This is a genomic window from Centipeda artemidis DSM 19719 (genome assembly GCF_000426665.1).
Taxonomy (GTDB): Bacteria; Bacillota; Negativicutes; order Selenomonadales; family Selenomonadaceae; genus Centipeda; species Centipeda artemidis.
The window spans coordinates 33,048-58,318 of sequence record NZ_AUFU01000015.1; the positions used below are offsets into that span (position 1 = coordinate 33,048).

At 47.6% G+C, this 25,271-nt stretch carries 28 protein-coding genes and 1 pseudogene; 5 read left to right on the plus strand and 24 right to left on the minus strand.

What is annotated here, in order from left to right; all coding sequences use genetic code 11:
* Positions 1 to 22 precede the first annotated feature (22 nt).
* The 7 genes from K341_RS0108875 to K341_RS0108910 all read right to left on the minus strand — a co-directional run bounded on the left by K341_RS0108875 (position 23) and on the right by K341_RS0108910 (position 5,971).
* Positions 23 to 463 (minus strand): hypothetical protein, encoded by a 441-nt coding sequence (locus K341_RS0108875; protein WP_026762551.1) that lies wholly within the window; start codon positions 461 to 463, stop codon positions 23 to 25.
* The gene (locus K341_RS0108880; protein ID WP_026762552.1) at positions 460 to 672 is read right to left on the minus strand and encodes a hypothetical protein; all 213 of its coding nucleotides are present in this window, start codon (positions 670 to 672) and stop codon (positions 460 to 462) included. The genes K341_RS0108875 and K341_RS0108880 overlap by 4 nt, the downstream gene beginning before the upstream one ends.
* Positions 662 to 2,026: a DEAD/DEAH box helicase gene (locus K341_RS11745; protein WP_037349546.1), complete on the minus strand. Its 1,365-nt coding sequence runs from the start codon at positions 2,024 to 2,026 to the stop codon at positions 662 to 664. The genes K341_RS0108880 and K341_RS11745 overlap by 11 nt, the downstream gene beginning before the upstream one ends.
* The gene (locus tag K341_RS0108895) at positions 2,016 to 2,195 is read right to left on the minus strand and encodes a VRR-NUC domain-containing protein (protein ID WP_428829699.1); all 180 of its coding nucleotides are present in this window, start codon (positions 2,193 to 2,195) and stop codon (positions 2,016 to 2,018) included. Before K341_RS0108895 ends, K341_RS11745 begins: the two co-directional genes overlap by 11 nt.
* A 328-nt stretch (positions 2,196 to 2,523) precedes the next feature.
* On the minus strand, positions 2,524 to 4,809 hold the full coding sequence (locus tag K341_RS0108900) for a phage/plasmid primase, P4 family (protein ID WP_026762555.1): 2,286 nt from the start codon (positions 4,807 to 4,809) through the stop codon (positions 2,524 to 2,526).
* On the minus strand, positions 4,800 to 5,207 hold the full coding sequence (locus K341_RS0108905; protein ID WP_037349550.1) for a DUF7768 domain-containing protein: 408 nt from the start codon (positions 5,205 to 5,207) through the stop codon (positions 4,800 to 4,802). Before K341_RS0108905 ends, K341_RS0108900 begins: the two co-directional genes overlap by 10 nt.
* Before the next feature lie 83 nt (positions 5,208 to 5,290).
* Positions 5,291 to 5,971, minus strand: coding sequence for an ORF6N domain-containing protein (locus K341_RS0108910; protein WP_026762557.1), 681 nt, complete (start codon positions 5,969 to 5,971; stop codon positions 5,291 to 5,293).
* A gap of 156 nt (positions 5,972 to 6,127) precedes the next feature.
* Here K341_RS0108910 and K341_RS0108915 point away from each other — a divergent pair, with 156 nt between their 5' ends.
* The 3 genes from K341_RS0108915 (at position 6,128) to K341_RS0108925 (ending at position 8,092) form a co-directional block, all read left to right on the plus strand.
* Positions 6,128 to 6,541 carry a peptide deformylase gene (locus tag K341_RS0108915; protein WP_026762558.1) on the plus strand — a complete coding sequence of 138 codons (414 nt, stop codon included), beginning with the start codon at positions 6,128 to 6,130 and terminating at the stop codon, positions 6,539 to 6,541.
* A gap of 124 nt (positions 6,542 to 6,665) precedes the next feature.
* Positions 6,666 to 7,259, plus strand: a complete 594-nt coding sequence (locus K341_RS0108920) for a type IV toxin-antitoxin system AbiEi family antitoxin domain-containing protein (protein WP_026762559.1) — start codon at positions 6,666 to 6,668, stop codon at positions 7,257 to 7,259.
* Positions 7,256 to 8,092, plus strand: a complete 837-nt coding sequence (locus K341_RS0108925; RefSeq protein WP_026762560.1) for a nucleotidyl transferase AbiEii/AbiGii toxin family protein — start codon at positions 7,256 to 7,258, stop codon at positions 8,090 to 8,092. Before K341_RS0108920 ends, K341_RS0108925 begins: the two co-directional genes overlap by 4 nt.
* A 46-nt stretch (positions 8,093 to 8,138) precedes the next feature.
* On the opposite strand, the gene K341_RS0108930 is transcribed toward K341_RS0108925, so the two are convergent.
* From K341_RS0108930 to K341_RS0108960, 7 genes are all read right to left on the minus strand, one after another.
* Entirely contained in the window at positions 8,139 to 10,076 is a 1,938-nt protein-coding gene (locus K341_RS0108930) for a DNA polymerase (RefSeq protein ID WP_026762561.1), read from the minus strand.
* A 65-nt stretch (positions 10,077 to 10,141) separates the two neighbouring features.
* Entirely contained in the window at positions 10,142 to 10,699 is a 558-nt protein-coding gene (locus K341_RS0108935; RefSeq protein ID WP_026762562.1) for a DUF2815 family protein, read from the minus strand.
* A gap of 1 nt (position 10,700) precedes the next feature.
* On the minus strand, positions 10,701 to 11,828 hold the full coding sequence (locus tag K341_RS0108940; RefSeq protein WP_026762563.1) for a DUF2800 domain-containing protein: 1,128 nt from the start codon (positions 11,826 to 11,828) through the stop codon (positions 10,701 to 10,703).
* Complete coding sequence (locus K341_RS0108945) at positions 11,828 to 12,076, minus strand: hypothetical protein (RefSeq protein ID WP_248676898.1); 249 nt, start codon at positions 12,074 to 12,076, stop codon at positions 11,828 to 11,830. The genes K341_RS0108940 and K341_RS0108945 overlap by 1 nt, the downstream gene beginning before the upstream one ends.
* Positions 12,077 to 12,114: 38 nt before the next feature.
* On the minus strand, positions 12,115 to 12,750 hold the full coding sequence (locus K341_RS12090; protein WP_051217788.1) for a sigma-70 RNA polymerase sigma factor region 4 domain-containing protein: 636 nt from the start codon (positions 12,748 to 12,750) through the stop codon (positions 12,115 to 12,117).
* A 386-nt stretch (positions 12,751 to 13,136) separates the two neighbouring features.
* Positions 13,137 to 13,343: a hypothetical protein gene (locus K341_RS0108955; RefSeq protein WP_037349552.1), complete on the minus strand. Its 207-nt coding sequence runs from the start codon at positions 13,341 to 13,343 to the stop codon at positions 13,137 to 13,139.
* Positions 13,344 to 13,358: 15 nt separating this feature from the next.
* Positions 13,359 to 14,165: a helix-turn-helix domain-containing protein gene (locus tag K341_RS0108960; RefSeq protein ID WP_026762566.1), complete on the minus strand. Its 807-nt coding sequence runs from the start codon at positions 14,163 to 14,165 to the stop codon at positions 13,359 to 13,361.
* A gap of 487 nt (positions 14,166 to 14,652) precedes the next feature.
* Here K341_RS0108960 and K341_RS0108965 point away from each other — a divergent pair, with 487 nt between their 5' ends.
* The gene (locus K341_RS0108965; protein WP_026762567.1) at positions 14,653 to 15,384 is read left to right on the plus strand and encodes an MvaI/BcnI family restriction endonuclease; all 732 of its coding nucleotides are present in this window, start codon (positions 14,653 to 14,655) and stop codon (positions 15,382 to 15,384) included.
* Positions 15,385 to 15,609: 225 nt separating this feature from the next.
* Here K341_RS0108965 and K341_RS0108970 read toward each other — a convergent pair whose 3' ends face one another.
* From K341_RS0108970 to K341_RS11775, 8 genes and pseudogenes are all read right to left on the minus strand, one after another.
* On the minus strand, positions 15,610 to 17,628 hold the full coding sequence (locus tag K341_RS0108970; protein ID WP_211221213.1) for a site-specific DNA-methyltransferase: 2,019 nt from the start codon (positions 17,626 to 17,628) through the stop codon (positions 15,610 to 15,612).
* Positions 17,625 to 17,813: a hypothetical protein gene (locus tag K341_RS11755; protein WP_037349554.1), complete on the minus strand. Its 189-nt coding sequence runs from the start codon at positions 17,811 to 17,813 to the stop codon at positions 17,625 to 17,627. The genes K341_RS0108970 and K341_RS11755 overlap by 4 nt, the downstream gene beginning before the upstream one ends.
* A gap of 208 nt (positions 17,814 to 18,021) precedes the next feature.
* Entirely contained in the window at positions 18,022 to 18,930 is a 909-nt protein-coding gene (locus K341_RS0108975) for a bacteriophage abortive infection AbiH family protein (RefSeq protein WP_026762569.1), read from the minus strand.
* A 41-nt stretch (positions 18,931 to 18,971) separates the two neighbouring features.
* Entirely contained in the window at positions 18,972 to 20,069 is a 1,098-nt protein-coding gene (locus tag K341_RS11760) for a YifB family Mg chelatase-like AAA ATPase (RefSeq protein ID WP_081657295.1), read from the minus strand.
* A gap of 160 nt (positions 20,070 to 20,229) precedes the next feature.
* Entirely contained in the window at positions 20,230 to 20,757 is a 528-nt protein-coding gene (locus tag K341_RS0108985; protein ID WP_021684428.1) for a hypothetical protein, read from the minus strand.
* Positions 20,757 to 21,005 (minus strand): HNH endonuclease, encoded by a 249-nt coding sequence (locus K341_RS12940; RefSeq protein WP_037349561.1) that lies wholly within the window; start codon positions 21,003 to 21,005, stop codon positions 20,757 to 20,759. The genes K341_RS0108985 and K341_RS12940 overlap by 1 nt, the downstream gene beginning before the upstream one ends.
* A 57-nt stretch (positions 21,006 to 21,062) precedes the next feature.
* The gene (locus tag K341_RS11770) at positions 21,063 to 23,039 is read right to left on the minus strand and encodes a DEAD/DEAH box helicase (protein WP_037349563.1); all 1,977 of its coding nucleotides are present in this window, start codon (positions 23,037 to 23,039) and stop codon (positions 21,063 to 21,065) included.
* A gap of 38 nt (positions 23,040 to 23,077) precedes the next feature.
* Positions 23,078 to 23,352: pseudogene (locus K341_RS11775) on the minus strand (magnesium chelatase domain-containing protein); the annotation flags it as partial.
* A 187-nt stretch (positions 23,353 to 23,539) separates the two neighbouring features.
* Here K341_RS11775 and K341_RS0109005 point away from each other — a divergent pair.
* Positions 23,540 to 24,025 carry a methylated-DNA--[protein]-cysteine S-methyltransferase gene (locus K341_RS0109005; protein ID WP_026762570.1) on the plus strand — a complete coding sequence of 162 codons (486 nt, stop codon included), beginning with the start codon at positions 23,540 to 23,542 and terminating at the stop codon, positions 24,023 to 24,025.
* A gap of 81 nt (positions 24,026 to 24,106) precedes the next feature.
* Here K341_RS0109005 and K341_RS0109010 read toward each other — a convergent pair whose 3' ends face one another.
* Positions 24,107 to 24,643 (minus strand): acyl-CoA thioesterase, encoded by a 537-nt coding sequence (locus K341_RS0109010; RefSeq protein ID WP_026762571.1) that lies wholly within the window; start codon positions 24,641 to 24,643, stop codon positions 24,107 to 24,109.
* Positions 24,644 to 24,981: 338 nt separating this feature from the next.
* The coding region (locus K341_RS12095) for a transposase (protein ID WP_026762572.1) at positions 24,982 to 25,271 on the minus strand (290 nt) is incomplete at its 5' end.

The following is a 25,271-nucleotide window of genomic DNA, read 5'->3' on the forward strand; positions in this document are numbered from 1 at the left end:
TATCACTGTCAAGGTAGTGACATCAAGGCGACATCGACTGCCATTTAGTGACATTTAGTGACATCGGAGAAATATTTTTCAGTCCGACGCCGTGAAGCCGATAGATTTGTCGCAGTCCGAGCTTCATCTCCGTCGCAATCTCCGCCCACGAACGGTAGCCCATGTAACGGAGATACAGGACTCGCCGTGCTTCTTTGTCCTCCACCTGCTGTATCGTTTCGTAAATCTCGGAACGCAGATCGACAAGCCGATCAATCTCAGCGTCAATCTTTTCTTCACGTTCGATGATTTTTGCAATGGTATCGGAAAGTTGGGACGTGTTCCTCGTTGCATTGCTCGGCATTCCCGTAATCACGGCAGTAGTCTTTTCTGCCATACTGCGAAGAACTGAGACCTCCTCCAACATACTCTGGATTTCATTGTCAATGTTCCATGCCTGACTGAGATACTCTTTTGCTGTCACTCAAACTCCCCCTCTAACTGTTGCAGAAGCCATTCTCCGTTTATACTCGTCAACTGACCAAACCATGCGGAACGAAAGAACCGCTCCGTGTCGCTGCGCATCGCCATCGCCTCGACATTCTCCGCCGCTTTGCGAAGAACCGTCCGCGCCCACCGATAATCCTTTGCCGCCTGTTCGATGATTGCATTGGCAAGAACCTCACAGTTCATCATGGGAAGCCACCTCCAGATTCGCTTTGACGGCATCAATCAGAGCCGTCTGTGTCTTGTCCTTTCGTTCAAGTGCCTGCATAACATTCTCATCAATCGTCCCTGCCGTGATGATATGGTGGATAACCACAGTCCCCGTCTGTCCCTGCCGATAGAGACGCGCATTGGTCTGCTGATAGAGTTCCAGACTCCATATAAGCCCGAACCAGATGAGCGTCGAGCCGCCGAATTGAAGATTCAGTCCGTGTCCCGCCGATGCTGGGTGAATCACGGCGACAGAGATTTTTCCTGCATTCCAATTCTCAATGTCTGCGCTCGACCGAATCTCTCGAACAGGAATCCGCGCCTTGATCCTCTCAAGGTCATGTCGATACCAGTACGCGACGAGTACGGGCTTTCCATTCGCACTCTCGACAAGATCTTCGAGTGCATCCAGTTTACGGTCATGCAGCTGGACGGACTTCCCGTCCTCCGTATAGACGGCTCCGTTTGCCATCTGGAGGAGTTTCCCGGAAAGTGCCGCCGCACTAACGGCATCAATCTCCGCACCACCAAGGGCAACCACCATGTCCCTCTTCATCCGGTCATAAAGTTCCCGTTCACGCTCATCCATAGCGACACACACGCTATTTGAGATGAGCTGCGGCATATTGAGATAATCCTTGGAACGCATGGAAATCGTAATGTCCTCAATCCGTCGGTAGATTTCATCCTCTGCACCCTCGTGCGGCTTGTAGCTGAACACCATCTGCTGGTTCCTCTTGTCGGGAAGGAAGAAGTCATTGCGGTAATGGGAGATGAATTTACCAAGCCGCTTGCCCATATCCAAAAGACGAAACTGTGCCCAGAGATCCATGAGTCCGTTTGCCGACGGTGTTCCCGTCAGTCCTACGATCCGCTTGACCGAGGGACGCAGCTTCAGGAGCGAGCGGAACCTTTTCGCCTGATGAGATTTGAACGATGACAGCTCATCTATGACGATCATATCAAAATCCAACACTGCGCCGCTCTCTTCGATCAACCACTTTACATTTTCCCGATTGATAATATATACATCCGCACGCCGCATGAGTGCTGCCGTCCGTTCCCTCGGTGTTCCCATAACCACAGAGGCGCAGATGTTTTTCGTATGCTCCCACTTTATGATCTCCGACGGCCATGTATCCCGCGCCACGCGCAGCGGAGCGATAACGAGCACCTTGCCGATCTCAAAGAAGTCATGCAGGAGTTCTTCGATTGCCGTAAGAGTGATGACTGTCTTGCCAAGCCCACAATCCAAGAAAATCGCGGCTTCCTTGTGATGAAGGATAAACTCTTTGGCGTATGTCTGGTAGAAATGCGGTTCATAGTGCATTGATAATTCCTCCAATCTCTTCTTTTCCATCGACCACATAGACCTTGAATCCGAGCGCACGCAGCTGCTCGATACGCCGCACCTGCAAGGGGCGCGGCTTCCTGCCCGGAGCCTTGAGTTCCATAAAGCACATCTTTCCGCCCGGCATGAGCACAAGGCGATCCGGCACACCTGCACATCCCGGAGATATGAACTTCAGTGCAAGCCCGCCGTGTAATTTTATGTATAACCTAGTGAATTTCTCCAAATCCGATTCACACATTGAGATTCCTCGCTTTCCCGATTTCATGTGATAGTGTTGTGTGTCACCACCTATACTATATATATAATATATATTTATATATCCTATACTCTTCACTCTTTTCTCTGTTCCTATATATAAAGGGTATAAGAAGTATCACTTCTGTCACCAAAGGTCTGTATCCCAAAAACCACAGGGGCGGAGTACGGTGATACCCTTGTGGGTTTTTACTCACCGCACTGCCACAACCTGCATCTTAGTCTTTCAAAAAATCATCTTCGGGTGAACTCCAGAAGCCTGTATATTCCTGAAGTGCTTCCGGTCTCAGCAGGAGATCCCGATAGACATTTCCATAACTTCGCCGTATGGTCATGGAACTGAAATCAGTATGGTAATACCGAGCCAGTGTAGTTCTGAACTCCCGTGCGGTCTTTGCGAAGCCGTTGTTGTTGTCCCTGCACCATGCCTGATAGATGCGGTAGACCTTGCCCGTTGTGACCTCGCTGCATTTTGCACCTTCGGGACGTTTCATCATGCACTCTGCATGGAAGGCAAGCACGGAGTTGTTCTCGACCATATATTCCTCTCTTGCCGACAGAACCGACTGCGGCTCCGTAAAGCGGTAACCATTTTGGATGACCGCACGCAGCGCATGGATGGCTTTGCGAACGATCCCGTCACGCTCGGCATAGAGCTTTTCTCCGAGAAGCCTGTCCTGCTTTTCAAGCGGGATAGCATTCTTGCAATGTACCTGCATGATACGGTCATGTACCCACTGTCCGTCATCGCCGCCGAACCTCGGCAGCTGATTCATACAGAACCAGAACAGTCCGTTGAAAGTGAACTCGAATCCGTTCTGCCCCTTGAACTCCGCGAAGATGCTGTCCCCGCCCGTGCATTTCTTGAAGGTCTTAAGTTCATCCACGGTGATGAAGCTCATATCCGAGCTGCCCGCAAGGCGCATTCCGTAGATCAGCCCCGTACCAAACCGCGCCTCGATCTCACGCAGATCAATGCCGACGTAGTTTCCTCTGCCGAGCAGCTGCTCCACCAGACATTTGAGACGGGATTTTCCCGTGTCCCCCGCACCGTACATAAAGAGAGCTTTTTTCATACGCCATCCTTTGACGTTGGACAGACACGCACCGATGAACTCGAGCAAAAGCTGCTGAATCTCCGAATTCCCGTCCGTGAGGGTTTGCATGAAGTTGTCGAACACAGGAGTCTCAATCTCCTCCTTTGACCACGCGCACGGAATCTGTATGGTGGATAACAGGTCGGAAGCATGCTCGGTCAGTTCCATCGTGGAGAGATGGAGAATCCCGTTCTGGAAGTTGATGATGTCCTCGTCGGCATTGAGGTCAGAGTCCTTGATGTAGTTCAGATCCGTTGTGAGGATGCGAAACGTCTCATCCACCTTTCGCATCTCAATCATCTCTGAATCGTAGGATGCAATGCAGTTTTTGATGAGACCTTTCAGCATATCGTCCGCATAGAGACGGTACACACCGCCCTCGTAGACATAACGCAGCACGCCATGCCGTGCACTGTCCCGAACGAAAATGTAGTGCAGGTTTTGCCGAATGTAATCTGCAAGTGCCGGACAGCTGATGACGGGATTTCCCTTTGCGTTGAAGTGAATGAAGTCCGGATGTTCCATCGCTGCTGCATGGAACACGCCATGACACGCTTCCACGCCCGTACGGATGGTCGCTGCCTTGTAATCCGCACGCTCCCATTTCTTGCGGTAAAGGGCAGACATACGAAAGACCGCATCAATCATCTCCGCATCGTCTCCCGTCCGAAAGGCAATCAGGGCACAGAGGGCGGCATCTGCTTCCGAGGCACTGCCGTACTCCGAGATGTCACCACGGTCGAAGAGCCGTGCAAACTTCCCACCGTTCTTCGCTTTTCGCAAAGAACAAACGATGTCGAAGACGGCGCGGTCGCCGTCCTCATTTGGACGATAGTTCACGGGCTGCTTCCGCAGCATATCTTTCTGCAGCGTGGTCAGCACGGCTTCCGTACCGTCGGCAAACGGTACGCCATGCAGCACATCCCCCGTGAAGACGGCAAATCGGTTGGTCAGTCCGCCAACGTAAAGCTCCATGCCGTTGTGCGGATTCTTGACATAAAATTTCGGGTCGAGCTTCTCCTTGCCATCTGCATCCTTCTTTTTCGGAATGCGGTCATAGTCACAGCAGCCGTAAAGATGAATGCCGTTGCCGCTGACGGATTTCTCGGCATAGGTGTCATGTCTGCGGATCTGCAGCTGCACCATCGCATCCGCTTCGTCCCTGTGGTCAATGTCCAAGAAATACATTCCCTTCGGGATAATGAAGCCGACACCGCTGTAGGACGATGCCTCTGCCGCACGCCGGGCTTCCTCGAACGTCACCCAACTTGCCCGAAATGCATGATTCGATCCCGTGATACCGCCGTCTGCGGCACAGGGCTTCTTCGTGGACTTTCCATCCTTTTGGACATACTTCCAACAGACCCAGATTTTCTCTTTCTTGAGTTCGTCGACGGTCATCCCCATACGACCTCCTCGCATTTCGTGTTGAAATACCGTATCGGGATGCAAAGAGAACGCGCCTTGGCGATCTCTTCCTCCATCCCTTCGGTGATTTCCGTACCGAATGCCCAGAGTTCCCTGCACTTGCGCAGGAGAACAAAATTCATGCGAATCGCAAGAGCGCGATCCTGCTCCTCGGCCATGAACTGTGGGAACAGCAGATGAGGTGCCAGAGGAATACACCCACGCCGAACGGCAAAGCGGCAATACTCCCGCGCCCGCATGATATTGACACGCGGATTGTTACGGTATGCCGAACATATGTAGATGATCGGGAAAGCGGCGTTCATCTCCCTCTCGAGCGTCCTCATTGCTGCTCCCGCCGTCGGATCCGGATAATGTGATTCATTGAAATACTGCATGATACTACGCTCCCTGCCTACATGGACGTTTGCTCAAAACTGAGCGAACGTCCGTACAAACTGCTCAATACGTCCACAAAACATTACCGCCTGAAAACTTCCTGCAGTACATCCACATGATAGGTATTCACCATGCCGTACTTGGCATCGTACTCCTTACCGATGTGGTAGCCCTGCTTTCTGGACATTACTGACGCTTTGCGACCAAGCCCGGCGGCAACATCATGACTCACACCACGGATTCCCATAAGATTGGTGTAGCCAATGATGGTGTAGTGGTGCTGATCGATGGTCATCTGCTTGGACTCGACCTCAAGAAGCCGCTCGTCCACCTTGTCAATCCGTTCATTTGCCGCCTTGATTGCCTTCGCCTGCTCCACCAGACGCTGCGCACTGTACAGAAGAAATTCCTCGGGGGTCATGTTCCTCATAGGATTGAAGTAGCTTTCTTCCAGCTCCTCAAAGACATCCCATGCACGATTCGTCCCGAGCATCTTGCAATGGCGCGCCGCACCTCGTTTCGTCCAGAGATAAATCGTGGATGCAAACTTGCTCACAGGCAGGTCGAAATTTTCGACTTGCCTCTTGAATCCCTTGAGATCACTTCCTTCAAGCCTGAAGTAATGTTTTCCCTCCGCAAACCGATCTTTGTTGTTGTTGAAATTCTGTTTGATGTGCTGGATATCACAGCCATACGCCTCGGCAAGCTGTTCCGTGGTCATGACCCGGATGCTGCTGTGTTCCAAAACCTGCAAATCTTTCATGGTAAATTCCTCCAATACTCTGTAAATACTCCGATGACGGGGAAATGTCGTCCCCTTCTCAAAAGACAGCGGACAGAAAGAGGCATATTGGTCACCCGTTGCAGGAAAATTTATTTGTTCAATCGAATATTTCTAAAGCAAAGGAGGATAAGGCAGATGGTACGATCTATCGTCAAGGATGCAATGTTTCTCGGGCAGCCATCCGAGGAGGCCGTGAAATCCGACCTCCCGATTGCCAACGACCTGCTCGATACGCTCAAAGCCCATGTTGGACACTGCGTCGGACTTGCCGCCAACATGATTGGAGAGAAGAAACGCATCATCGCCGTATGCGTGGGTAAATCTCATCTCGTCATGCTGAATCCGGAGATTGTAAAAGCATCCTCCGAGCAATACGAGGCAGAGGAAGGATGTCTCTCCCTACCTGGACAGAGAAAAACAATGCGGCATGAATGGGTCGAAGTCACATACCGCGACATAAAATTTCGCAAGCAGAAAAACAAGTTCTCCGGCTTTACGGCACAGATTATTCAACATGAGATGGATCACTGCAACGGAATCTTGATATGAAAACCTCGGGCTGCACATGAACGCAGTCCGAGGTTTTCATATAATGGTAATTCGTATTTTATTGACTTTCTTGCTTGTTTATTTATATAATACAAGCAAGAAAGTTTTTTAGGAGGTGATTCACATGACGCAACAAGCTGTTATCATGAACCTCGTCCATCAAAATAACGGTATGCTGACAACAGCGAAAGCTGTGTCTTCCGGCATGTCCCGCAGTATGCTGGCACATCTCGTCAAACGGGGACAGTTGCTCCGTCCGTCCCGCGGCGTATACACTCTGCCTGAAATATGGGAAGATGAATTCCTCAATCTGCAAACACGATTCAAACGCGGCGTCTTCTCACACGAAACAGCTCTCTTCCTCTGGGATCTGACGGATCGAACGCCGATTTCCTACCATATGACCTTCCCAACAAACTACAATCTGGCCAATCCAAAAAAGGAAGGAATCCGCTGTGCGCAGGTGAAGCCGGAGTGGTATGCGCTCGGTATAACAGAGGTAAAGTCACCTGCTGGGAATTCGGTGCACTGCTACTCCGTAGAACGGACACTCTGCGACATTCTTCGCCCACATCATACCGGCGACATTCAGGTCACCGCAAAAGCATTCAAACGCTATACGAACAGTCCGCAAAAAAACATTCCTCTGCTCTCTGAGTACGCACAGCATCTCGGTGTAGAGAAAAAGATACGGCCGTATCTGGAGGTACTGCTTTGAAGAATGCCATGCAATTAAAGGCTGCCATCAGCAAAATGGCAAAGGAAAAGCACATTCCTGCCCAACTAGTGATGCAAAACTATATGTTGGAGCGACTCCTGGAACGCATCGCCCATTCAAGATATCAAGGAAACTTCATCCTAAAGGGCGGACTGCTGATTGCCTCGATGGTTGGTCTTCATTCACGTGCCACGATGGATATGGACGCCACCATCCGAAATCATCCCGTAAACGAGAACAGCATAAAGACAATGTTCGAGGAGATCATCTCCATCCCCATTGACGATGATATAAGCTTCAGCTTCCAAGGTTTAGGAGAAATCCGAAAAAACGATGCCTACGGTGGATACCGCATCTCACTGACCGCAAACTTTCCCCCTATGAAAGTTCCTCTAAAACTGGACATCACAACCGGCGACAAGATTACCCCCAAAGCAATCGAATACAGCTATCCGATGATGTTCAGCGACGGTACGTTTGAGATTTTTGCGTACAATCTTGAGACAATCCTTGCCGAAAAATTGGAGACAGTAATCTCTCGCGGCGACCAAAACACACGTCCAAGAGATTACTATGACATTTTCATCCTCAGCAAACTGAAAGGACATGAGATTGATCGTGACACTTTACATAAAGCACTGTCCGAAACTTCGCAAAAGCGCAATTCCGGTGACCTAATCCCGCAGTATCACAGTATCATGGGGCAGATTGTAAAGAGTACAGCAATGCAGCAACACTGGAAAACATATCAGCGCGATTATGAATATGCGAGAGAAGTCGATTTTTCCTTGGCCTGCGAAACCATTATCAACATTATGGATTCACTTCGTTGAACCGAAAAGCAAGCGGCATCTGTCAGTCAGGCAGATACCGCTTTTTTCATTCCTTCCGATAGAACTCACACTCATATCCATCCGCCTTGAGCGGCAGCCCATTCGCCCACGGTGGATTCTCTGCCATGATGGAGCATATCTCTTCGATTGAGGAGACTCCATGCGGCACTTCGAGCACGATTTCATCATGAATGTGCATCACGATGTCAAATCCCCTGTTTCGCAACTGTTTCATTGCACAGACAAGCAGATCGCGTGCCGTCGCCTGTGTGATATTCTCGACCAGTTTTCCGCCGAACGTCTCTATCCTCTCCCACTTCTTTGTCATACCAAGGCCTTCATAGGTGACGGATTCCCCTCCGAATCGGTTCTCTCCGATGCGTGGCTTCGCATACGCAAGTTCTCTGCCACTCGGCAATCGTATAAACAAAACGCCACTCTTATACGCACAACGAATGCCATGTGTTTCTACTTCAACGCGTCGTTTCACACAGGTCTTGACGGCACGATCCACATCCCACCAGAATTGTACGATATGTGGATTCGATGCACGCCACAAATCCACGAGCGGTTGAAGTTCCTCCTCCTTCATGCCGGACTCGACCGCGCCCATCGCAATCAATGCGCCGACGGAGCCGCCGTATCCACAGCTCAAAACCGCCTGCTTCCCTTTCTGCCGTAGTTCCGCATTCTCGCCGTGCTTTTCGACAGTGCAATGGAACATGCGGGATGCCGTTTCGCAGTAGATGTCTCCGTTCTTTTGAAACACATCGAGTACCCACTGCTCTCCCGCAAGCCACGCGAGAACTCTTGCTTCGATGGCAGCGTAGTCGGCGACAAGGAAGCGGCAGCCGGGGCGTGGCACAAATGAGGTGCGGATGAGCTGCGAGAGAACATCCGAGGTACTGTCATAGAGCATATCCAGAAGGTCGAAATCACCGTCTTTGACAAGCGTGCGAACCTCCTTCAGCTTCGTGAGATGGTTTTGGGGCAGATTCTGTAATTGAATAAGTCGCCCCGCGAAGCGCCCCGTTCTGTTTGCACCGTAAAACTGGAACAATCCACGCGCACGGTGATCCGCTCCCGTGACCGCTTCCATTGCCATATACTTCTTGACGCTTGTCTTGGATAGTTGCTGCCGCAGTTCCAATATCTCCCGCACATCTCCCGTTGCTGTTTTAAGCATTTTGGTCACTTCACTCTTTGCAAGAGATTCCACCGAGAGTCCTTTCCCGTGCAGCCAGTCCATAAGCTGAAGCGGAGAGTTCGGGTTCTCAAGATCCGTGAGATTCTGTGCCCGTTCAAGGCAGACCGCCTTGCTGCGCTCATCGCAACGAATCGCCTGTGCTACAAACACTGTATCTACCAAAATCCCACAGTCATTGATTTCTTGGTCGATGACGTAGTTCTCCCACTCACTCTCCGGCACAGGAAATTTCTTCAGCCGCGCTTGAATGGCCATCTCCGTTTCCACATCCCGCTTGTTGTATTCCGTGAATAGTTTCCATTTTTCGGGAGCATCCGCAGGAAGATTGCGCGTCCTGCCCCCGTTGCTTTTGGAGGCCTTGCAGGGAACGCAGAAATACCGTATGAGGTCTTTCCCCTCCTCCATTTTTTGACGATCAAGACGCAGCACCGTTCCTACGTCTTTTAGGGATAATGGCAGCCCAAGCGTTGCCGCCCAGATCATGGAGCAACGCCATGCGTTCGGTTTTAGGTGAATGCCTAGATGCCGTGAAAGGCATACGCGCTCAAACATGGCGTTGAACGCCCATTTTGTGACAGTCTCATCCGTTAGTGCCGCAAGAATCTCTTTCGGGATCTCTTCCCCATTCGCCAGATCCACAACCTGCACTTCTCCTCCATCCACAGAATATCCGAACAGCAAGATTTCAAAATCCTCTGCCTCCGCATATTTATATACGCCCGCCTTTGCAAGTGGGACGCTTGAAAATGTCTCAATATCGATACTGATTGACTTCATATCTGTTCTCCCATAAAAACAGGCGACGGCTTGCGCCGCCGCCCATTCCTGCAAATTCCGATTGGTCAGCTGAGGAAATCCTCATCCTCGCCGTCAAGGCTCTCAAAATCCGATGCTGCCGATGAACGCCCGCCGAGGGGTTCGCCATCCTCGAGTTTCTGGATGTTCCCGAGTCCGCATGCGATGCCCTTGTTCCCGTTGGTGTTGAATGCATAGAGCGTAATGCTCACACGCGCATAGCACCCGGAGTACACCTCATCGCGATCCAAAATCGGCTGAACCTTGCGGTTCACGATCTGCGGAGCCGTCCGAGAGTTTGCGTTGATGAAGTAGGCATCTTTGTAGTCCTCGTCATCGGGACGCTCGACATCACCATCGCGCAGTGGTAGCTTGATCGCTCCCTTGTTCGGCTTCTTCCCGCCGAACTTACCGATGCCCGCTTCGATTGCCGCATCCACCGCTGCATTGATATCCTTGACGGTCTTGGTATCCGACTTGGGAATGATGAGGCTGACGGAGTATTTCTCCTCGCCCTCGTTGATGGATATTGGCTCCCAGACATGTGCATAGGAGAGACGAACCTTGCCCGTGATGACCTTCGTGTTTTTGTTCTTTGTTGCCATTTTACTGTACCTCCGTAATAGCTTTGAATTCTGACCGGACATTACCTGTGTGAATCGCCGGACGCTTGTCTGAAAGCGGAACGAGCGTCGGCTTGCCGGGCGGCTTTTCAATAAGACCGCCAAGTGTTTTTGCAAACATTTCTTTTCCCATGAGTTTCTCCATTTGCGTCAGTGGAATGAGTTTCTTATCGAAGATGTCCGTATAACCTGCCGCTTTCGCCTCCCTTACAACGGCATCTTCATCTTTGTACTTTCGGACGGAGCGGCCTTCCACCACTTTGAAGCCTTTCCAAGCCTTACCGTGATTGACGGCAGCATCCGTTGCGTAGACGAGGATTGCATTTGCCCACTTGATTAGGTCAGGAATCTCGCCGAGGACTTCTTCGATCTCCTCGTCCGTAATGAGCGGCGGGAGTTTGAACTCCTCCCTCGCAAGGCGAAGTTTCTCCTCCGCACGGGCTCTGCAGCGGACAGCGGCACGGCAGAACGTACACCATTCTCCCGCACAGAACGCGCCCTCGCCCGCATAAGCGAGACGCGCTTTCTCCACAAGGTCGTCCCTTGCCCATCGGATGAGGTCTTCTTTTGTGAGCGACCATGTGCACACATTTTCCCTGCGGGGCTGGAAGATGCTCATGGAGATTGTCTGGATGTCATAGATCCCGTCGAGGAGATCCAATGCACCGAGCGCGTAGAGCATCATCTGGGGATTGTGTTCCGCCTCCACGAGTACGCCCATACCGTATTTGAAGTCAACAATGTGGAGCCTGTCTCCACCAACGATGATGCAGTCTGCCGTTCCGAACGCCTCCGGCACATAACGTGTGAGGTCAAGACGCTGCTCGACAAGCACCATCGGCGAAGGAATTTCTCCCATCTGTTCCTGAACGAACGAAACATAGTCATCGGAACAGCGATCCATCTCATCATCTTCAAAATCCGAGTGCGGGCGCTTGCAGCGGAGCTTCAGAAGTTTACGCAGCTTATGCTCACAGAGCGCGTGCGCTGCTGTTCCTTCGGCGGCTACTTCACTCGATGAAGATGGAAATTCACGTTCAAGGCAAGCGGACGGTGGACAGTTCATCCACCGATGTGCCGCCGAAGGCGACAACAATGCGTGTGTCCCCATCAGAGATCCTCCGCTTCTTTCAACATGCCGGCGTAGGCATCGACGGGGATGTTACTCAATCGATCCGCACCATACTTCGTAATGAGTGCCTTGACCGCCTCACGCTTTCCCTCCGTACTCTTACGCACGAGAACAGCGCGTACAGCTTCAAGTGAGACGGCTTTTTCGTCTGTCTGTCCAGACTGTATTGCTTCCAGTGCTTCGGCTGCGTCGCGCAGCATTTGGGGGAGATCTTTCAGATCAACCATGTCCATCAGTTCCTTTCATCAAGATTTTCTTTGCGACATTACGGGCAATCAGACTGATTACCATGAGAACGGCTGCGATTTCCTTGCTTCGCATTCCTCTTCCCTCCTTTCACAGGAGAGCGGACAGAAACCGGCGAAACGGTCACCGTATTTTCAAAAAAATTTCGGAGTATCGCAAAAAGCTTATCTTTTCGCTTGTGAACAGCGGTCTTGGATTTACCAAGAATGTCGGCGATCGTACGCTCGGATTCGCCTTCTCCGATCAGTTGGAGAAGCAGTCGATCTTCCGGGGCGAGATCTTCCATCGCCTCAAGGAGCTGCTCTATCATGAGTTTCTGGATGCAGAAATCCTCGAGGCTCATCGAAGAAACCGCCTCCTCGGGCATCATGTCAATAGAGGATTCCCTGAACACAGGCTGTGTGCAATGATCGCAGTCATGGTTGCATGCATCCTTACGGCTCTGATTCACACAAAGCTTCTTCGCTCGCGTTGCTTCCTTTTGTTCACGCCATATTGGGCGCATATATTCGCGGTATACCTCTTCCGTCACCGGAATCTTCACAACGCTTTCCCGTCGATTGCCGATCCACCACCATTCGATATCTTGGGGATCAATCTCGAAATCCCTGATCGTCTCGGAGGTAACTTCCATTGGAATGAAATACTGCTTCATCGTCGTATCCTTTCTGACAAGACAAGGTCAGCGGGATACAACGAAGGCCGATGCACTTGACGTACACCGGCCGCAATTACCTAAAAATGGACATAGCGGTAAACGGTGGGACATCGAAGTGCCGTATTCATTGCATTTTTTTGCAATGTGGTCTTCGTATGTTCCCGCCGCCTTTAATGGCCATCTCAAGGCTTTGAGGTTTTAAACTGAATCACTTGATATAAGAATTTACGACCTCATTATTTTCCCCTCCTCAAAAAGACTTCCCCTCTCCTAGCTTAATTACAATTGAAGGCCGCGAGTTTTTGACAAATAAAAAACCGCCGGAGTTATCCATTTAGCCTTATGGCTGAATCAGATAACTCCGGCGGTTAGCTCCACGTTATTTACGGGGCATGTTGCGGTAGCTTCATGTTTCGTGGTTTCAATTTATTCACTTGGTAAACGACATCTTCCCAAAGGATTTTGACATACCGATTTGTTTTCTGATCCTTGCGAACCAGATAAATTTGCTCATCCTCTTCAAGGATTGCATCGCAGAAGCGTGGAGGATTGGCACAGTCGCTGCATAGGCTACGAATTTGTATCTTCATACACAAGGAACCTCCTCAAAATGGGATATCATCTGCGTCAAATACCGGTGGATCATCTTCCAAGTCATTCTTCATAAATGCATCAATGACGTATCGTATGTTCTTGTCAATTTTTGGATGCCTCATATTCTCACTGACGGTTGTATATAAGCCATCAATAAGGCGAGAAATCGTAGCTTCTCCCTTATTATCGCAAAGGAACTGAGGTTCCTGTCCCGGCGAGGTCATCCAGATTTCTATGGCAAAGGTATCAGGATCTGAAAAAGATGAGTATGTTTTACAGATATTCATTAGATGTAGAAGTGTACCGTTCTTCATTCGTAAGGAATAACAATCCTTATGCACCCCCGTATTGCAATCAAAGTTATGAGACGCGAACACAACCTGAGTAACTTCTCCGACTGATTCATCGTAATCATTTGATGCATCGTACGTACGTAATTTGAATAATGGATGCCCAGTATCACCATACTGATTTTCCTGCAGCCGATTTAATTCCTCCTTCGATTCCCGTATCCAGTCAAGACTATCTGTGATGGTATCACTATTGAGCTTGCCCAAGAACGACATAAGATACTTCTCGGTCGGCGTAGCATTTGTCAAATCTGCCCGCAGTAAAGTGTCGACATTGATCTGCAGCAACTCTGCGATCTTCATTACAAACTCGACCCCCGGCTTTGACTTTTCGTCCTTGCTGGCACGAGAAATATATCCGGCACTAACTCCTGCACTGTTCTCAATCTCACCTATTTTTAGATCATGCTTCTTTATCAAATAGGAGATATTGTCAAAAAACAAGGTTCTATCGAAATCTGTTGGCATTTTTGTCACCTCTTTCAAGTATGGTCTCATTTTATCAAATATTTATGTACTCGTCAACTATTTTTATTGCTTTTATATTTTCATCAATAATCTTTGTCGCATGATTAACTCTACAATATTTTCTATATTATCACCTAAGATGCCCCTATAAGTAATATCCCTACTCATATTCATTAAATATCTGATGTCATGTCAATAAAGTTGAAAATTTCTCCCCATAATATTCGAATATAATCCGATTTGTATTTCATTCTGATCATTTTTATCCTATAAAGGATCCGCTCCCGTGTCATCAAGACATGACATGAGAGCGGCTTACTATGTAGAACTCCTCTTTTGAGATGATGATAAGGCTATACTAAAAATGACAAAAATCAATATGCAGGAGCTAAGGCTGTAAATGTCGAATACTTCTAATGTGTAATGTGAAAATTCATTAATAGTTGTTGATGTTATTGTTGATGTTAACTGAAAGGAACGATCATAAATGATTCATACATTGGATGATTTTATTCGTGAATATAATAAAATTTGCAATATGGGATGGATTCGAACCCACCGATCTGGACCTACGGGAATCGGAAAAACATTAGAGGATCTCCTTGGAATTCAGGAAAACAACATCGATGGTCCAGACTTCGGTGACTATGAACTTAAGTCATGTCGTCTTGGATCTAATAGTATGCTTACTATCTTCACAAAAACACCTCAACCCCGAGGAGCAATTAATACTTTGCGAATGACATTCGGATACTCAAGTGATGCGTATAATAACGACGAAAAGGTTCTTCATGCAACGCTATCTGCAGCTGGATTTACCTCAATCGCAAACACGGGGCATAGTCTTAAAATCTCTTGCAGCCCAACCCAAATATCAATTATAGACGGAGCCGAAACAGAACATGCGTACTGGACAAGGGAGGCGTTGAGAACGGCCTTCCAAAAGAAGTATAAGAATAAATTTATTTATGCTAAGGCACAAGCACAAGGTTCTGGGAAAGATGAAGAGTTTAAATTTGTAGAGGCATATGAGGTTTCTGGGTTTAACTATGACTCTTTTGTTACTTTGCTTGAGCAAGGAAAAATATACGTAGATCTAAGAATAGGACAATATCACGATGATCAAAAAGACGGACAAACTCATGATCATGGAACGGCGTTCCGAATCAAAGAAAATGATCATTCTCTGTTATTTAAAAACAACAACAGAATCGTATAAAAATAGTCCGTATTCTCCCCTTCTGAGGCCAATGTGGCCTCCTTTGCAGGAGATATCCCATCATTAAGTGATTGATTTATGATTTGCTGAGTCCATAAAACTTAGTACTAGACATGACATAATATAGCCCTCTTGTTTCGTTCTTGAATTTACGACAAGAGGGCTTTTTCTCTTCCCATTATCTCAATTAGGGTCCAGTATGCTCAAACAGCAAGGAGATAGTGGTTATTCTTTTCGAAGGATAACAATATGCTCCTTGGTCATAGTCGTATGGGTCTTCCCTATTTCGTTCGTAGGCGAATTTCGCGAAGGCATAATTTTGTTTGGTATATTTCTGTTTATTATATAAATAGGAACTAGACCATACTGTGAAGCTAGCTCTGTAATGATAACATCTGTTTCTAGCAATTCATTTTTTACAGTACGATTGCCTACTACCCAAAACTGATAGCCACCGGATTTAGTTTTCACTGCAACGCTCTTTATCGAAGCATCTAAATCTTTATAAAAGCTGTATACATCACCGGCTCGTTCAATATCGAGGTCTTTTATTTTTGAGAGAGATGCTCGCAGTGTTTCACTTTGAAGTGAAAACTCAAAACCATTTCGATACTTATTTCCCCCCATCAATGTTTTATCTAACCCCATAATATCTTTCTCAGAAAGATTATGTAGGTTTATCCATTGTAGCGAGAGCCGACTATACTCACCATATGCGACAGTAGTTCTACTATCACCGTATGGAGGAGAGGTTATTACTAAGTCAAATGAATTATCAGGAACATCTTCTAAAGTACAAGTATTGTTACTGTAAATTGTTGTTTTCGGTACAACTGCATTTTTGTCTAAAGCATCGCAAAAATCTTTCATTTTTTCTACATTGCGTAAGAGAATAGAGGAAAACTCGGTATAAGCATCCGGTTTGAACGTTAGCACTTTTGGAGCTGGCATCCTGAACATTTTAAATTCACCATTGCGGCGATTTGATACAAGACGTATGGATTCACTCATAGCGACAAACATAAAGTCTCTAATGTCAAAATCAGCGACTCTATGGATTTCCGATTTGATAATTGCCAGCTCTAAAATAACACGCGGTCTAAACCAATATCCAATATTTTTGAAGTCGGGGATTTGGATATCCAGTTTATTTATATTACAAAATTCAAGCAGTAATGATGGCGCATCGTCAGCCCATCCCTTTTTTGCAGAAATATCAAGCTCAAGAGTTTCAGAAATGTATGTATCGACTTTTTCTAAGGCCTCTTTGTTAGCGCATAGCCTATTATGTACATTTTCCAATAGTAATTCACACGATCTCTTTAGCTTTGGATAATCTAACCTAGTCGTTTTGACCTTACAAAGGAGCAATGCAAATGGATTTATATCATTACCAGCAACTAGATCCATACCACTCAGCATTCCTTCAACGAGTACAGTTCCCGAACCAGCAAAAGGATCAAATATAGATTTTACAGATTGAATATTACGTACTATTTTTATGATATTTCTACTGATCGGACTAACCATCATAGCAGGATAATTATGAATGCCATGTGTGTACGTTTTTGTGTCTTCTTCCTTGAAATCCCAATAGTTAGCCGGAAGTTTTTGAAGAACTTCAATTAGCTGCATGTCCTGTGATGTAAGCATGGGAACCGCCTTCATTTGTTTGTCTTCTGGTTTTACAACAGCACTATAGTCACCTTTATGGGTTTTAATTTCCACAGTACAAATAGTATCATTGTGCCAACCACCGTGAGGAATAAGTAATATTCTTTCTATCTCAAAACCATATTTGTACCCTATTCCACCACTGTTCCATCCAAATGTAATAACTTTTCCTCCAAGCTTAACTATACGAGAAATCGCTCTTTTATGATTTCCCCAAAAAGAAGCTTTGGTTGTATCCCATGTGACATTGTACCCGACACTATTATAACATTCACTGACTTGACGCGGAGAATATGGAGGATCATAAAGAACACCATCAACAGACTCGGAATCAAACATATTGAGAAAATCCAAGGCATCCATATGATAATCTGTATCATATTCTTTGCTTAGATCATTGGTGATACTTGCTATCTTGTTTTGATTGGCAAAAGGGTCTACCCACATTTTTGTCAAGTCAACTTCTTCAGACAGCAGTTTTTTAATAGGCGTCATTTCAAAGGTATTCTTATTGGGCATAGACCATATTCGTTCAATTCGTATATTATGAGTATCATTCACCTTTTTCATTTATTATCCTCTGTGGTCACTTCATCCACTTTTAGTACAAGACAGGAGTTTTTTTTATCAAAAAATATATTGAATTTTGACTTCCCTTTTTCAACATTTAAATTTGATAATATGCTCTTTGGCATTCTAATACGCATATCCTGTTGAAGAATATATGTATCTAAATAAATAAGATTATGATCCATAAGTATTTACCTCCAGACTATTTTTAGTCTGATAATAGCACAATACTAGTCTATCGTCAAATTAGTTAGCATACACATTTCCATAATGTAGATGGTCTAGTCCCTTATGAACACATTCTATACTTCATTCACTGTTTTTTACAAAAAACGAGGGGGACTCGCACATTTATGGCGAATTCCCCCGGGTAACAGTTCGGATTCTCCCTCATCAACCGAATCTATCGAAACCTCCTCTAAATCCACACGCTCTTATGGAGTATTCAAATGTGCTATTGCGACCATTTGTATCATCAAAACTATTTAAATACCATACTACGTTTCTACTCAATGACTTCGCTATCTCCTGCACATATATTAAGTCAGCTTTTCCATATGAAAAACCATACGAATATATCTTTTCAACAGGAGTTTTGCCAAGGAACTCAAAAAAACTATGATGAGTTTTCAATGCGTTCTGTACGTTTTTTCTAAGCATCCTATCAATATCAGAAAGATACCCCTCCGTTCCAATATTTTCTTGCTCATATTTTTCGTAAAGCGAATCATCTTCTCCATGACCAAATATGAAATCTTCTCCAAGTTTTCCATGAATATGACATACTTTTCTTATATTGTAAACATTCTCCAACGTGAGCGTATAATTTGTGGAAAAGAAGATATCTTTATTGTGATCAATGAGCTCCTGAAATTCTTTTCTAGGCTTTACATTATCAATTACTACTTGGTTTATCCACTCTGTAAAGAATTGATTTATAAAAGGAACAATCTTAACTATTGACTTCGATAATGGCTCATTGTTTCCTGCAGTCTTTAAGAGATTCTCTTCCCCATCTCTATCCATGACCATTTCAGAGAAACAATCACCATAATACTGTCCATATAAAGAGTCCTCAAACTTGCTCCATTCTATATCATTATTTGCATCAAAAACATTAAACCAAAAATCTGCTATATCACTATAATCATAGATATGCTCCAAATTAATCGTTGGGATATCATATATTTCATGTTCTGTTGGAGCATATTTCCTCTTCAGATATTCACGAAAATCTTTATAGGAGCTTTTTATACCATGTGACAAATCAAACCCATTCCCTATAATAAATAAATTACTCATCTTCTCTCCATACTACAAATGTCACAGCTTCACATAAGAGATCAAGCTACTCTCCCAATCTCATTACATTGTATCGTTATTGATGTTACGTCGTTCATCGCCACAATGAGGATGATACTCGACGGGAATGAAAGCGTTGCGTTCGCGCGCGCTACGGTGATGGTTCTGTCCTCAATCGGCTCTCTCAGTACCTCGAGCGTCTTCTTGCTAAACTCGGGCAGCTCGTCGAGGAACAGAACGCCGTGATGTGCGAGCGTCACCTCGCCGGGGCGCGGCACGCTCCCGCCGCCAATCATTGCAACCGTTGACGAGGTGTGATGCGGGCTGCGGAACGGGCGGTGCGTGACGAGTCCCGCCTCCTTCCCGAGCAGCCCCGAGATGCTGTAGATCTTCGTGACCTCGATGGCCTCTTCCTTCGTCATCTCCGGCAGAATTGAACTCATGCGACGTGCAAGCATTGTCTTGCCCGAGCCCGGCACACCGACCATGAGGACGTTATGACCCCCTGCCGCCGCAATCTCCAAGGCGCGCTTTGCCTGATACTGTCCCTGCACATCCGCGAAGTCATCTGCAAAGATGGGGTCTTCCGACTGCTTCGTTTGTGTGGGAACGGCGGGCGTCAGTGTGACTTCCCCTGTGAGATGGCGAATGAGCTGTGCGAGATTTTCCACGGCATAGACGCGCAGTCCGTCGATGAGAAGCGCCTCGTCCACGTTTTTGCCTGCAACATAAAAATCCGTCAGCCCCCGCTCCCGCGCTGTAATCGCCATCGGCAGAACGCCGCTCACGGGACGGCAGTTCCCATCGAGCGAAAGCTCCGCGGAAAAGAGCGCGTGCTCCACAGACTCTGCCGGCACCAGTCCATAGGCGACGAGCAGTCCCACCGCCATCGGAAGGTCAAGTCCGGAGCTGTCCTTTCGCACGTCGGCAGGCGCAAGATTCACCGTCACGCGCTCCTGCCGGAGCTGAAAGCCGGAGTTGCGAATCGCAGTGCGCACGCGCTCCTTCGATTCCTTCACCGACGTATCGGGCAGCCCCACCAGCTCAAATCCGGGCAAACCAAAAGAAGCGTCAACCTCCACATCGATAATCCGTCCATCTATCCCGAGGGTCGTCGCACCATAGGTCTTTGCAAACAACGGCCTTCCCTCCTACGTTTCAAATATAAGAAAATTATAACACAGGATAGGGTATGTTGCCTAATGATTCTTTGCAAAAGAAAAGATTCCAAACGTCAGAGGTGACGAATGGAATCTCTGTTGTATGAGTTTACGGGAGTATACTACAATGCCCCTCTCGTTATATCACACGGAATGTAATCATATCATCAAGGCAGTCCATCGTCTCCACATCGCAGATCTCATTCCCTCGAAGTGCCGTTTGAATATGGTAAAAAACGAGCCGAATTTTTAGGAAGCGTATAAACTCCTTCGAGCGGCGTTGATATCCATATTCCGCCATTAACGTCCTGAGTTTCATGCGGGCGTAATCTTTTTTTCCAAGATAAAGAATTTGCACACGCAGTTTCTTGAAAAAGAGATCTGTATTAAAATCATCATACATCAATGCAGATACATCCAAATTTCCGTCAGATAGATTCTGCACTGACGGGAACTCGGCATCAAGAATGATTTTATCCTGCATATAGTCCGACCAATACAGGATGTCCAACAGCCATTTTCGATAGTTTTGCCGATATTCCATCGACAAAAAGGATTTATCCTCTGTGTGCATCCGATGAGCAAGTTGGATCGCTTCCTTGGTAGATAATCCCTCCATAGCAATAATGCAGGCTACATCCAAGGCAGTGTATAGGAGTTCCTCCATCAGTATTCCCCTTCCGATTGATCGCCCTTCTTTCCGTTGCAGCTACGGCAAAGGATCTGCAAATTCTCGAGCACAGAGCGTCCACCCTTGTTCATGGGGATAATATGGTCTACATTAAGGTATTGCCGATTGGAAAATACTTTTCCACAATGAGCACAAACATAGCCGGAATCAAATTTCGCCTTGGCAAAAGCCCCCTCCCGCAACTCTTCTTCCAATGCCGGGTCTACTTCCTTGATTTTATCCAAAGGAAGGCACTCCAAGGTTCTTTTATCGTAAGTCACATTTGTCTCTGCCTCATAAATTTACGGATCAGAAAGTTTCAGAAGCTCAATATCCACCATGCGAAGGAAATAGATCTTTTTACAAAAGAACAGCTGCAGAAGATTGTCGTCTACGCCTTCCCAAAGTGTATCAAGATAGTCCTTTTTCTTCTTTGGGCCAAGATCCTCATCCCAAACATACTTGGCAATCGCAGGAACATCCAACTTGCTTCTGTCCACTTGGTCGAACGTATAGAATTTCGGCTCAGATTCCTTCTGTGCGTAATATTTCAAGATATGCCGCACATCTCTGGGGTCATAGGGTGGCACCATTTCGCGATTAAAAAACCGTTGTTTGCACGCCAACTCCAATTTGCCCAGCACGTCGTCGGAGAGATATTCGTCATCGGTATCGATGCCCTCAAACAAAGCTGGAAGCGCCTGCATCATTTTCTCATAGGCGTCTTGGGTGCTGTTATATACCATGACCTGATAAGAGAAGTCGATCCCTTCCTCGTTGATGTATTGGAACGCATACATACCCACAGGAATACGCTCCCAGAAAGGAACCGCCTCAAGCTGTTCCGTGTCAATGGCATCGTTTAGGATGGCGGCAAACTCCTCAATTTTGGAAATCGCAATCCATCGAATTTGTTGCTTTTTATACTCCGGACTATCTTTTAACGGCCATTCACTGTCTCCAACAAAAATAGTATCTGGGCTTACCCATGCAATATGTTCATTCCAGTTGTCAACAAAAGAGACAATGTAGGCCATATTGGTTCCGCCTGCTTTTTCGCCACGAAGAGCACGGCCGATCATCTGTGTCATAAGTATAGTAGATACTGTTGGGCGAGCGAGGAACACCGTTTTCGTCATAGGCAAATCAACGCCCTCTATGAGAATATTTACATTCACCAAAACCTGCACATCACTGGCACGAAATGCTTCCAGTTTACGATCATTTTCCTTGGCGCTGATGGTCGCACCCGTTCCCATATCCTTGATGGAAGAGACGATGTACTCTGACTTAATGCCCGCCTTGTTGAACAGTTTTGCAAGAGCAATCGCATGGTTAACGCTGACGGCAAAGACAATGGTCTTCCCATATTCGTTAGCCTTCTTCAAATAGGTATCCACAATCAGTTTGTTGCGTGGGCCGCTCTCCGCGATGCTTTGAGACAGTTCAGGAGACAGTGTGTCAAGATGCTGGATGCTTTCCCATGCTTCAAGCCCCAAATCTCTGCCATATTCCTCATCCGTATAGTATGTTTCAAAATGAGGATGAGAGAGAATTTGCCGATTGATGAGCTCCTTGAGGTCAACTTTGTAGACAATGCCTATGTCATTTTTCTTCGATTTGCCATCCGACATGCCATCTTTATAGATATGCGCTAAAAGCCCCTGCTCATTCTTAGCAGTACGAAAAGGTGTAGCCGTGAGACCAATCAGTTTAACATGCTCCACCTTTTCCTTGACGAAATCAATGACTCTCCGATATGTTCTTGCCGTCGAGTGATGGGCTTCATCCACTATGAGGAAAATTTCTTTCTCTCCAGCAAGCCACGGCTCAAGACGCTCCAGATTGGACTTCCTGCCAATACTGTCCTTACTTATGATAAGCAAATCATCCTTCGGATCAATGTTGACTGTTTTATCATGATTCGATGAGCCGGACACAATGCGATAGCGGAAGAACGATATGTGGGGGATTTCTGTGGAATAGGCAAATTTCTGAAAGGATTCAGCAGCTTGGTCAAGAAGCGTCTGACGATGGGCAAGCCAGAGAATCTTTTTCCTTTTGTCAAGCGCATGACGAAGCAGCCAAGTGGAAGCTGTATACGTTTTTCCCCCACCTGTGGGAAGTACCACAAGAGTACTATAACTGGCATATTCTTCGTCCATATGGTCAAGGGCACGGATCGCATCCAGCTGATGTTGATATGGATACCGAGTATTACTCCCGGGAATTGGATGCACTTCTCCTGCTGCTGGAAATTCGACATATTCTTGCGCCATGTTTTGTTGTTCCGCCTTTCAATTTTAGTTTAATTCCAATAGGATGCAAGGAGACCGACCGCCATCGGCAGATCAAGCCCCGCGCTGTCCTTTCGCACATCGGCAGGAGCAAGATTCACCGTCACGCGCTCCTGCCGCAGCTGAAAGCCCGAATTGCGAATCGCCTACGTACGCGCTCCTTCGACTCCTTCGCCGACGTATCGGGAAGCCCTACGAGTTCAAAGCCCGGCAGCCCCGGAGACACATCCACCTCAACGTCGATAATCCGTCCATCTATCCCGAGGGTCGTCGCACCATAAGTCTTTGCAAACAACGGCCTTCCCTCCCACGTTTTAAATATAAGAAAATTATAACACAGGATAGGGTATGTTGCCTAATGATTCTTTGCAACAAAAAAGAGATTCCTATATCATATTTTGATTGAAAACACACGGGGGACTATCGCAGCGCAATTATTTCCCTTATAATAGAAAACTACATCAACTGACAGGAGAACGCCCATGATCTACACAGCACACTACACCTCCCTGCTCGGCGGCATCACGCTCGCGAGTGACGGCATAGCCCTCACGGGGCTGTACTTCGATGGGGAAACGGGCTGTCCGCCATGCGATGCGGCACACAAAAAGGACCTCCCCGTATTCGGAGAGGCCATGCGTTGGCTCGATCTGTATTTCGCCGGCCATGAACCGGACTTCAGCCCTACGCTCAATCCCACGGGCACGGCGTTCCAACAGGCGGTGTGGGCGATTCTGCGAACGATCCCATACGGCGCGACGACGAGCTACGGCACGATCGCACGACGCATCGAGCAAAAGACGAAAAAGCGCATGTCCGCACAGGCAGTCGGCGGCGCGGTCGGGCGCAATCCGATCTCGATCATCATCCCGTGCCACCGCGTGCTCGGAGCGGACGGCAGCCTCACGGGCTACGCAGGCGGGCTCGACAAGAAGGAATATCTGCTGGGTCTTGAGGGGGTTCTGTGAGCGGACGCCCCTTACAGGAAGCGCAGCACCATGTGACGCTGCGCTTCTTCTCTGTCATATGATGCGGCAGTGGTTCTGTCCCTACTGCTGCCCCTCCTTCGTCTGCTGCGCGATGGCATCGCAGACACAGCCGCCCGCAGGCGTGACAGCACGACGCTTGCGTGCCTTGTGCGCCTCATAGCGGCGTTTGCCCTCCTCGAAGGCGGCACGCGCCTCCTCGGTATCGAGCGTGAGCGGCGGCACGGACTTCGGCCGTGCGTTGCGGTCGAGCGCAACCATGGTGAAATACGCCGAGAGCGCGAGCTGCGGCTCGCCGCCGTCGTCCAAGTCCTCGACGATGACGTTGACGGCGACCTCCATCGAGCTGTGCCCGACATAGACGATGTCCGCCGTCACGACGACGAGATCGCCGATGCGGATGGGCAGGTGGAACTCCAGCTCGTCCACGCGTGCCGTTACGACGTTCGACCGCGCATACCGCCGCGCCGCCGCATATGCCGCCGAATCCATCAACTTCATAATTTCGCCGCCATGCACATTCCCGTTCGGGTTCGTCTGGCTCGGCATCATGACCTCACTGATGACGATGCGGCTGTCTTTCATTTTGCATTCCTTCATTATATATCTCCTATCATAAATTTTTCATTAGAGTGTCCATTCTATCATACTTTGCTGAAAATAATCCGTTACATTTGCTACGCGCCTTGACATCCACGTACATTTCTGTGATATAATTCGTTCGGGGAAATTCGGTTCTATGATAAATGTTGCGGGAAAATGAGTACAGCGATGCTCCTAAGGAATCACTGATAAATAGTGGATAATCACAGCCAGCTGATCCGCAGACACAAATTTCACAAATTGCAATACAAAAGAGCGTGCAATACTGCTCTCATTGCCCCTTTTTCTTCCCCGAATCGCCCGTTTCACCGGGAAATTTTGGAAAAAGGGCGCACTTATCCCATTGTCATGCAGAACGCCCTCTGCCTTCCTGCCCTCAAACACATGACGAGGTTCGCCGATGCAAAGAGTAGATAGTAACGGAGCAGGTTCTTCTTGATGCCACGATACCTTGTCCTGCCCGCTTGGAACAGCCGCTTCACAATGAGGAACGGATGCTCCACCTTGCAGCGGATGGAAGTTTTCTCGTGCTCGATCTGTCTGTCCCAATTCATTCCTTTGTATTCTTTCGTCATGCGGTTCTGCGAGAGTCTTTGGGCAATGCGGTAGTCCACGTCTGAAAGAG

Bases quoted from the DNA above. Each gene is read 5' to 3' on its own strand.
- K341_RS11745 (WP_037349546.1), bottom strand. From the start codon at position 2,026: ATGCACTATGAACCGCATTTCTACCAGACATACGCCAAAGAGTTTATC.
- K341_RS0108935 (WP_026762562.1), bottom strand. From the start codon at position 10,699: ATGGCAACAAAGAACAAAAACACGAAGGTCATCACGGGCAAGGTTCGT.
- K341_RS0108960 (WP_026762566.1), bottom strand. From the start codon at position 14,165: ATGCCAACAGATTTCGATAGAACCTTGTTTTTTGACAATATCTCCTAT.
- K341_RS0108910 (WP_026762557.1), bottom strand. From the start codon at position 5,971: ATGAAAGATTTGCAGGTTTTGGAACACAGCAGCATCCGGGTCATGACC.
- K341_RS0108940 (WP_026762563.1), bottom strand. From the start codon at position 11,828: ATGGGGACACACGCATTGTTGTCGCCTTCGGCGGCACATCGGTGGATG.
- K341_RS0108985 (WP_021684428.1), bottom strand. From the start codon at position 20,757: ATGGAGGAACTCCTATACACTGCCTTGGATGTAGCCTGCATTATTGCT.
- K341_RS11770 (WP_037349563.1), bottom strand. From the start codon at position 23,039: ATGGCGCAAGAATATGTCGAATTTCCAGCAGCAGGAGAAGTGCATCCA.
- K341_RS0108915 (WP_026762558.1), top strand. From the start codon at position 6,128: ATGGTACGATCTATCGTCAAGGATGCAATGTTTCTCGGGCAGCCATCC.
- K341_RS0108975 (WP_026762569.1), bottom strand. From the start codon at position 18,930: ATGAGTAATTTATTTATTATAGGGAATGGGTTTGATTTGTCACATGGT.
- K341_RS0108920 (WP_026762559.1), top strand. From the start codon at position 6,666: ATGACGCAACAAGCTGTTATCATGAACCTCGTCCATCAAAATAACGGT.
- K341_RS0108905 (WP_037349550.1), bottom strand. From the start codon at position 5,207: ATGCAGTATTTCAATGAATCACATTATCCGGATCCGACGGCGGGAGCA.
- K341_RS12090 (WP_051217788.1), bottom strand. From the start codon at position 12,750: ATGAAGCAGTATTTCATTCCAATGGAAGTTACCTCCGAGACGATCAGG.
- K341_RS0108930 (WP_026762561.1), bottom strand. From the start codon at position 10,076: ATGAAGTCAATCAGTATCGATATTGAGACATTTTCAAGCGTCCCACTT.
- K341_RS0108945 (WP_248676898.1), bottom strand. From the start codon at position 12,076: ATGGTTGATCTGAAAGATCTCCCCCAAATGCTGCGCGACGCAGCCGAA.
- K341_RS0108900 (WP_026762555.1), bottom strand. From the start codon at position 4,809: ATGGGGATGACCGTCGACGAACTCAAGAAAGAGAAAATCTGGGTCTGT.
- K341_RS0108970 (WP_211221213.1), bottom strand. From the start codon at position 17,628: ATGAAAAAGGTGAATGATACTCATAATATACGAATTGAACGAATATGG.
- K341_RS11755 (WP_037349554.1), bottom strand. From the start codon at position 17,813: ATGGATCATAATCTTATTTATTTAGATACATATATTCTTCAACAGGAT.
- K341_RS0109010 (WP_026762571.1), bottom strand. From the start codon at position 24,643: ATGAAGGAATGCAAAATGAAAGACAGCCGCATCGTCATCAGTGAGGTC.
- K341_RS0109005 (WP_026762570.1), top strand. From the start codon at position 23,540: ATGATCTACACAGCACACTACACCTCCCTGCTCGGCGGCATCACGCTC.
- K341_RS0108880 (WP_026762552.1), bottom strand. From the start codon at position 672: ATGAACTGTGAGGTTCTTGCCAATGCAATCATCGAACAGGCGGCAAAG.
- K341_RS0108965 (WP_026762567.1), top strand. From the start codon at position 14,653: ATGATTCATACATTGGATGATTTTATTCGTGAATATAATAAAATTTGC.
- K341_RS0108955 (WP_037349552.1), bottom strand. From the start codon at position 13,343: ATGAAGATACAAATTCGTAGCCTATGCAGCGACTGTGCCAATCCTCCA.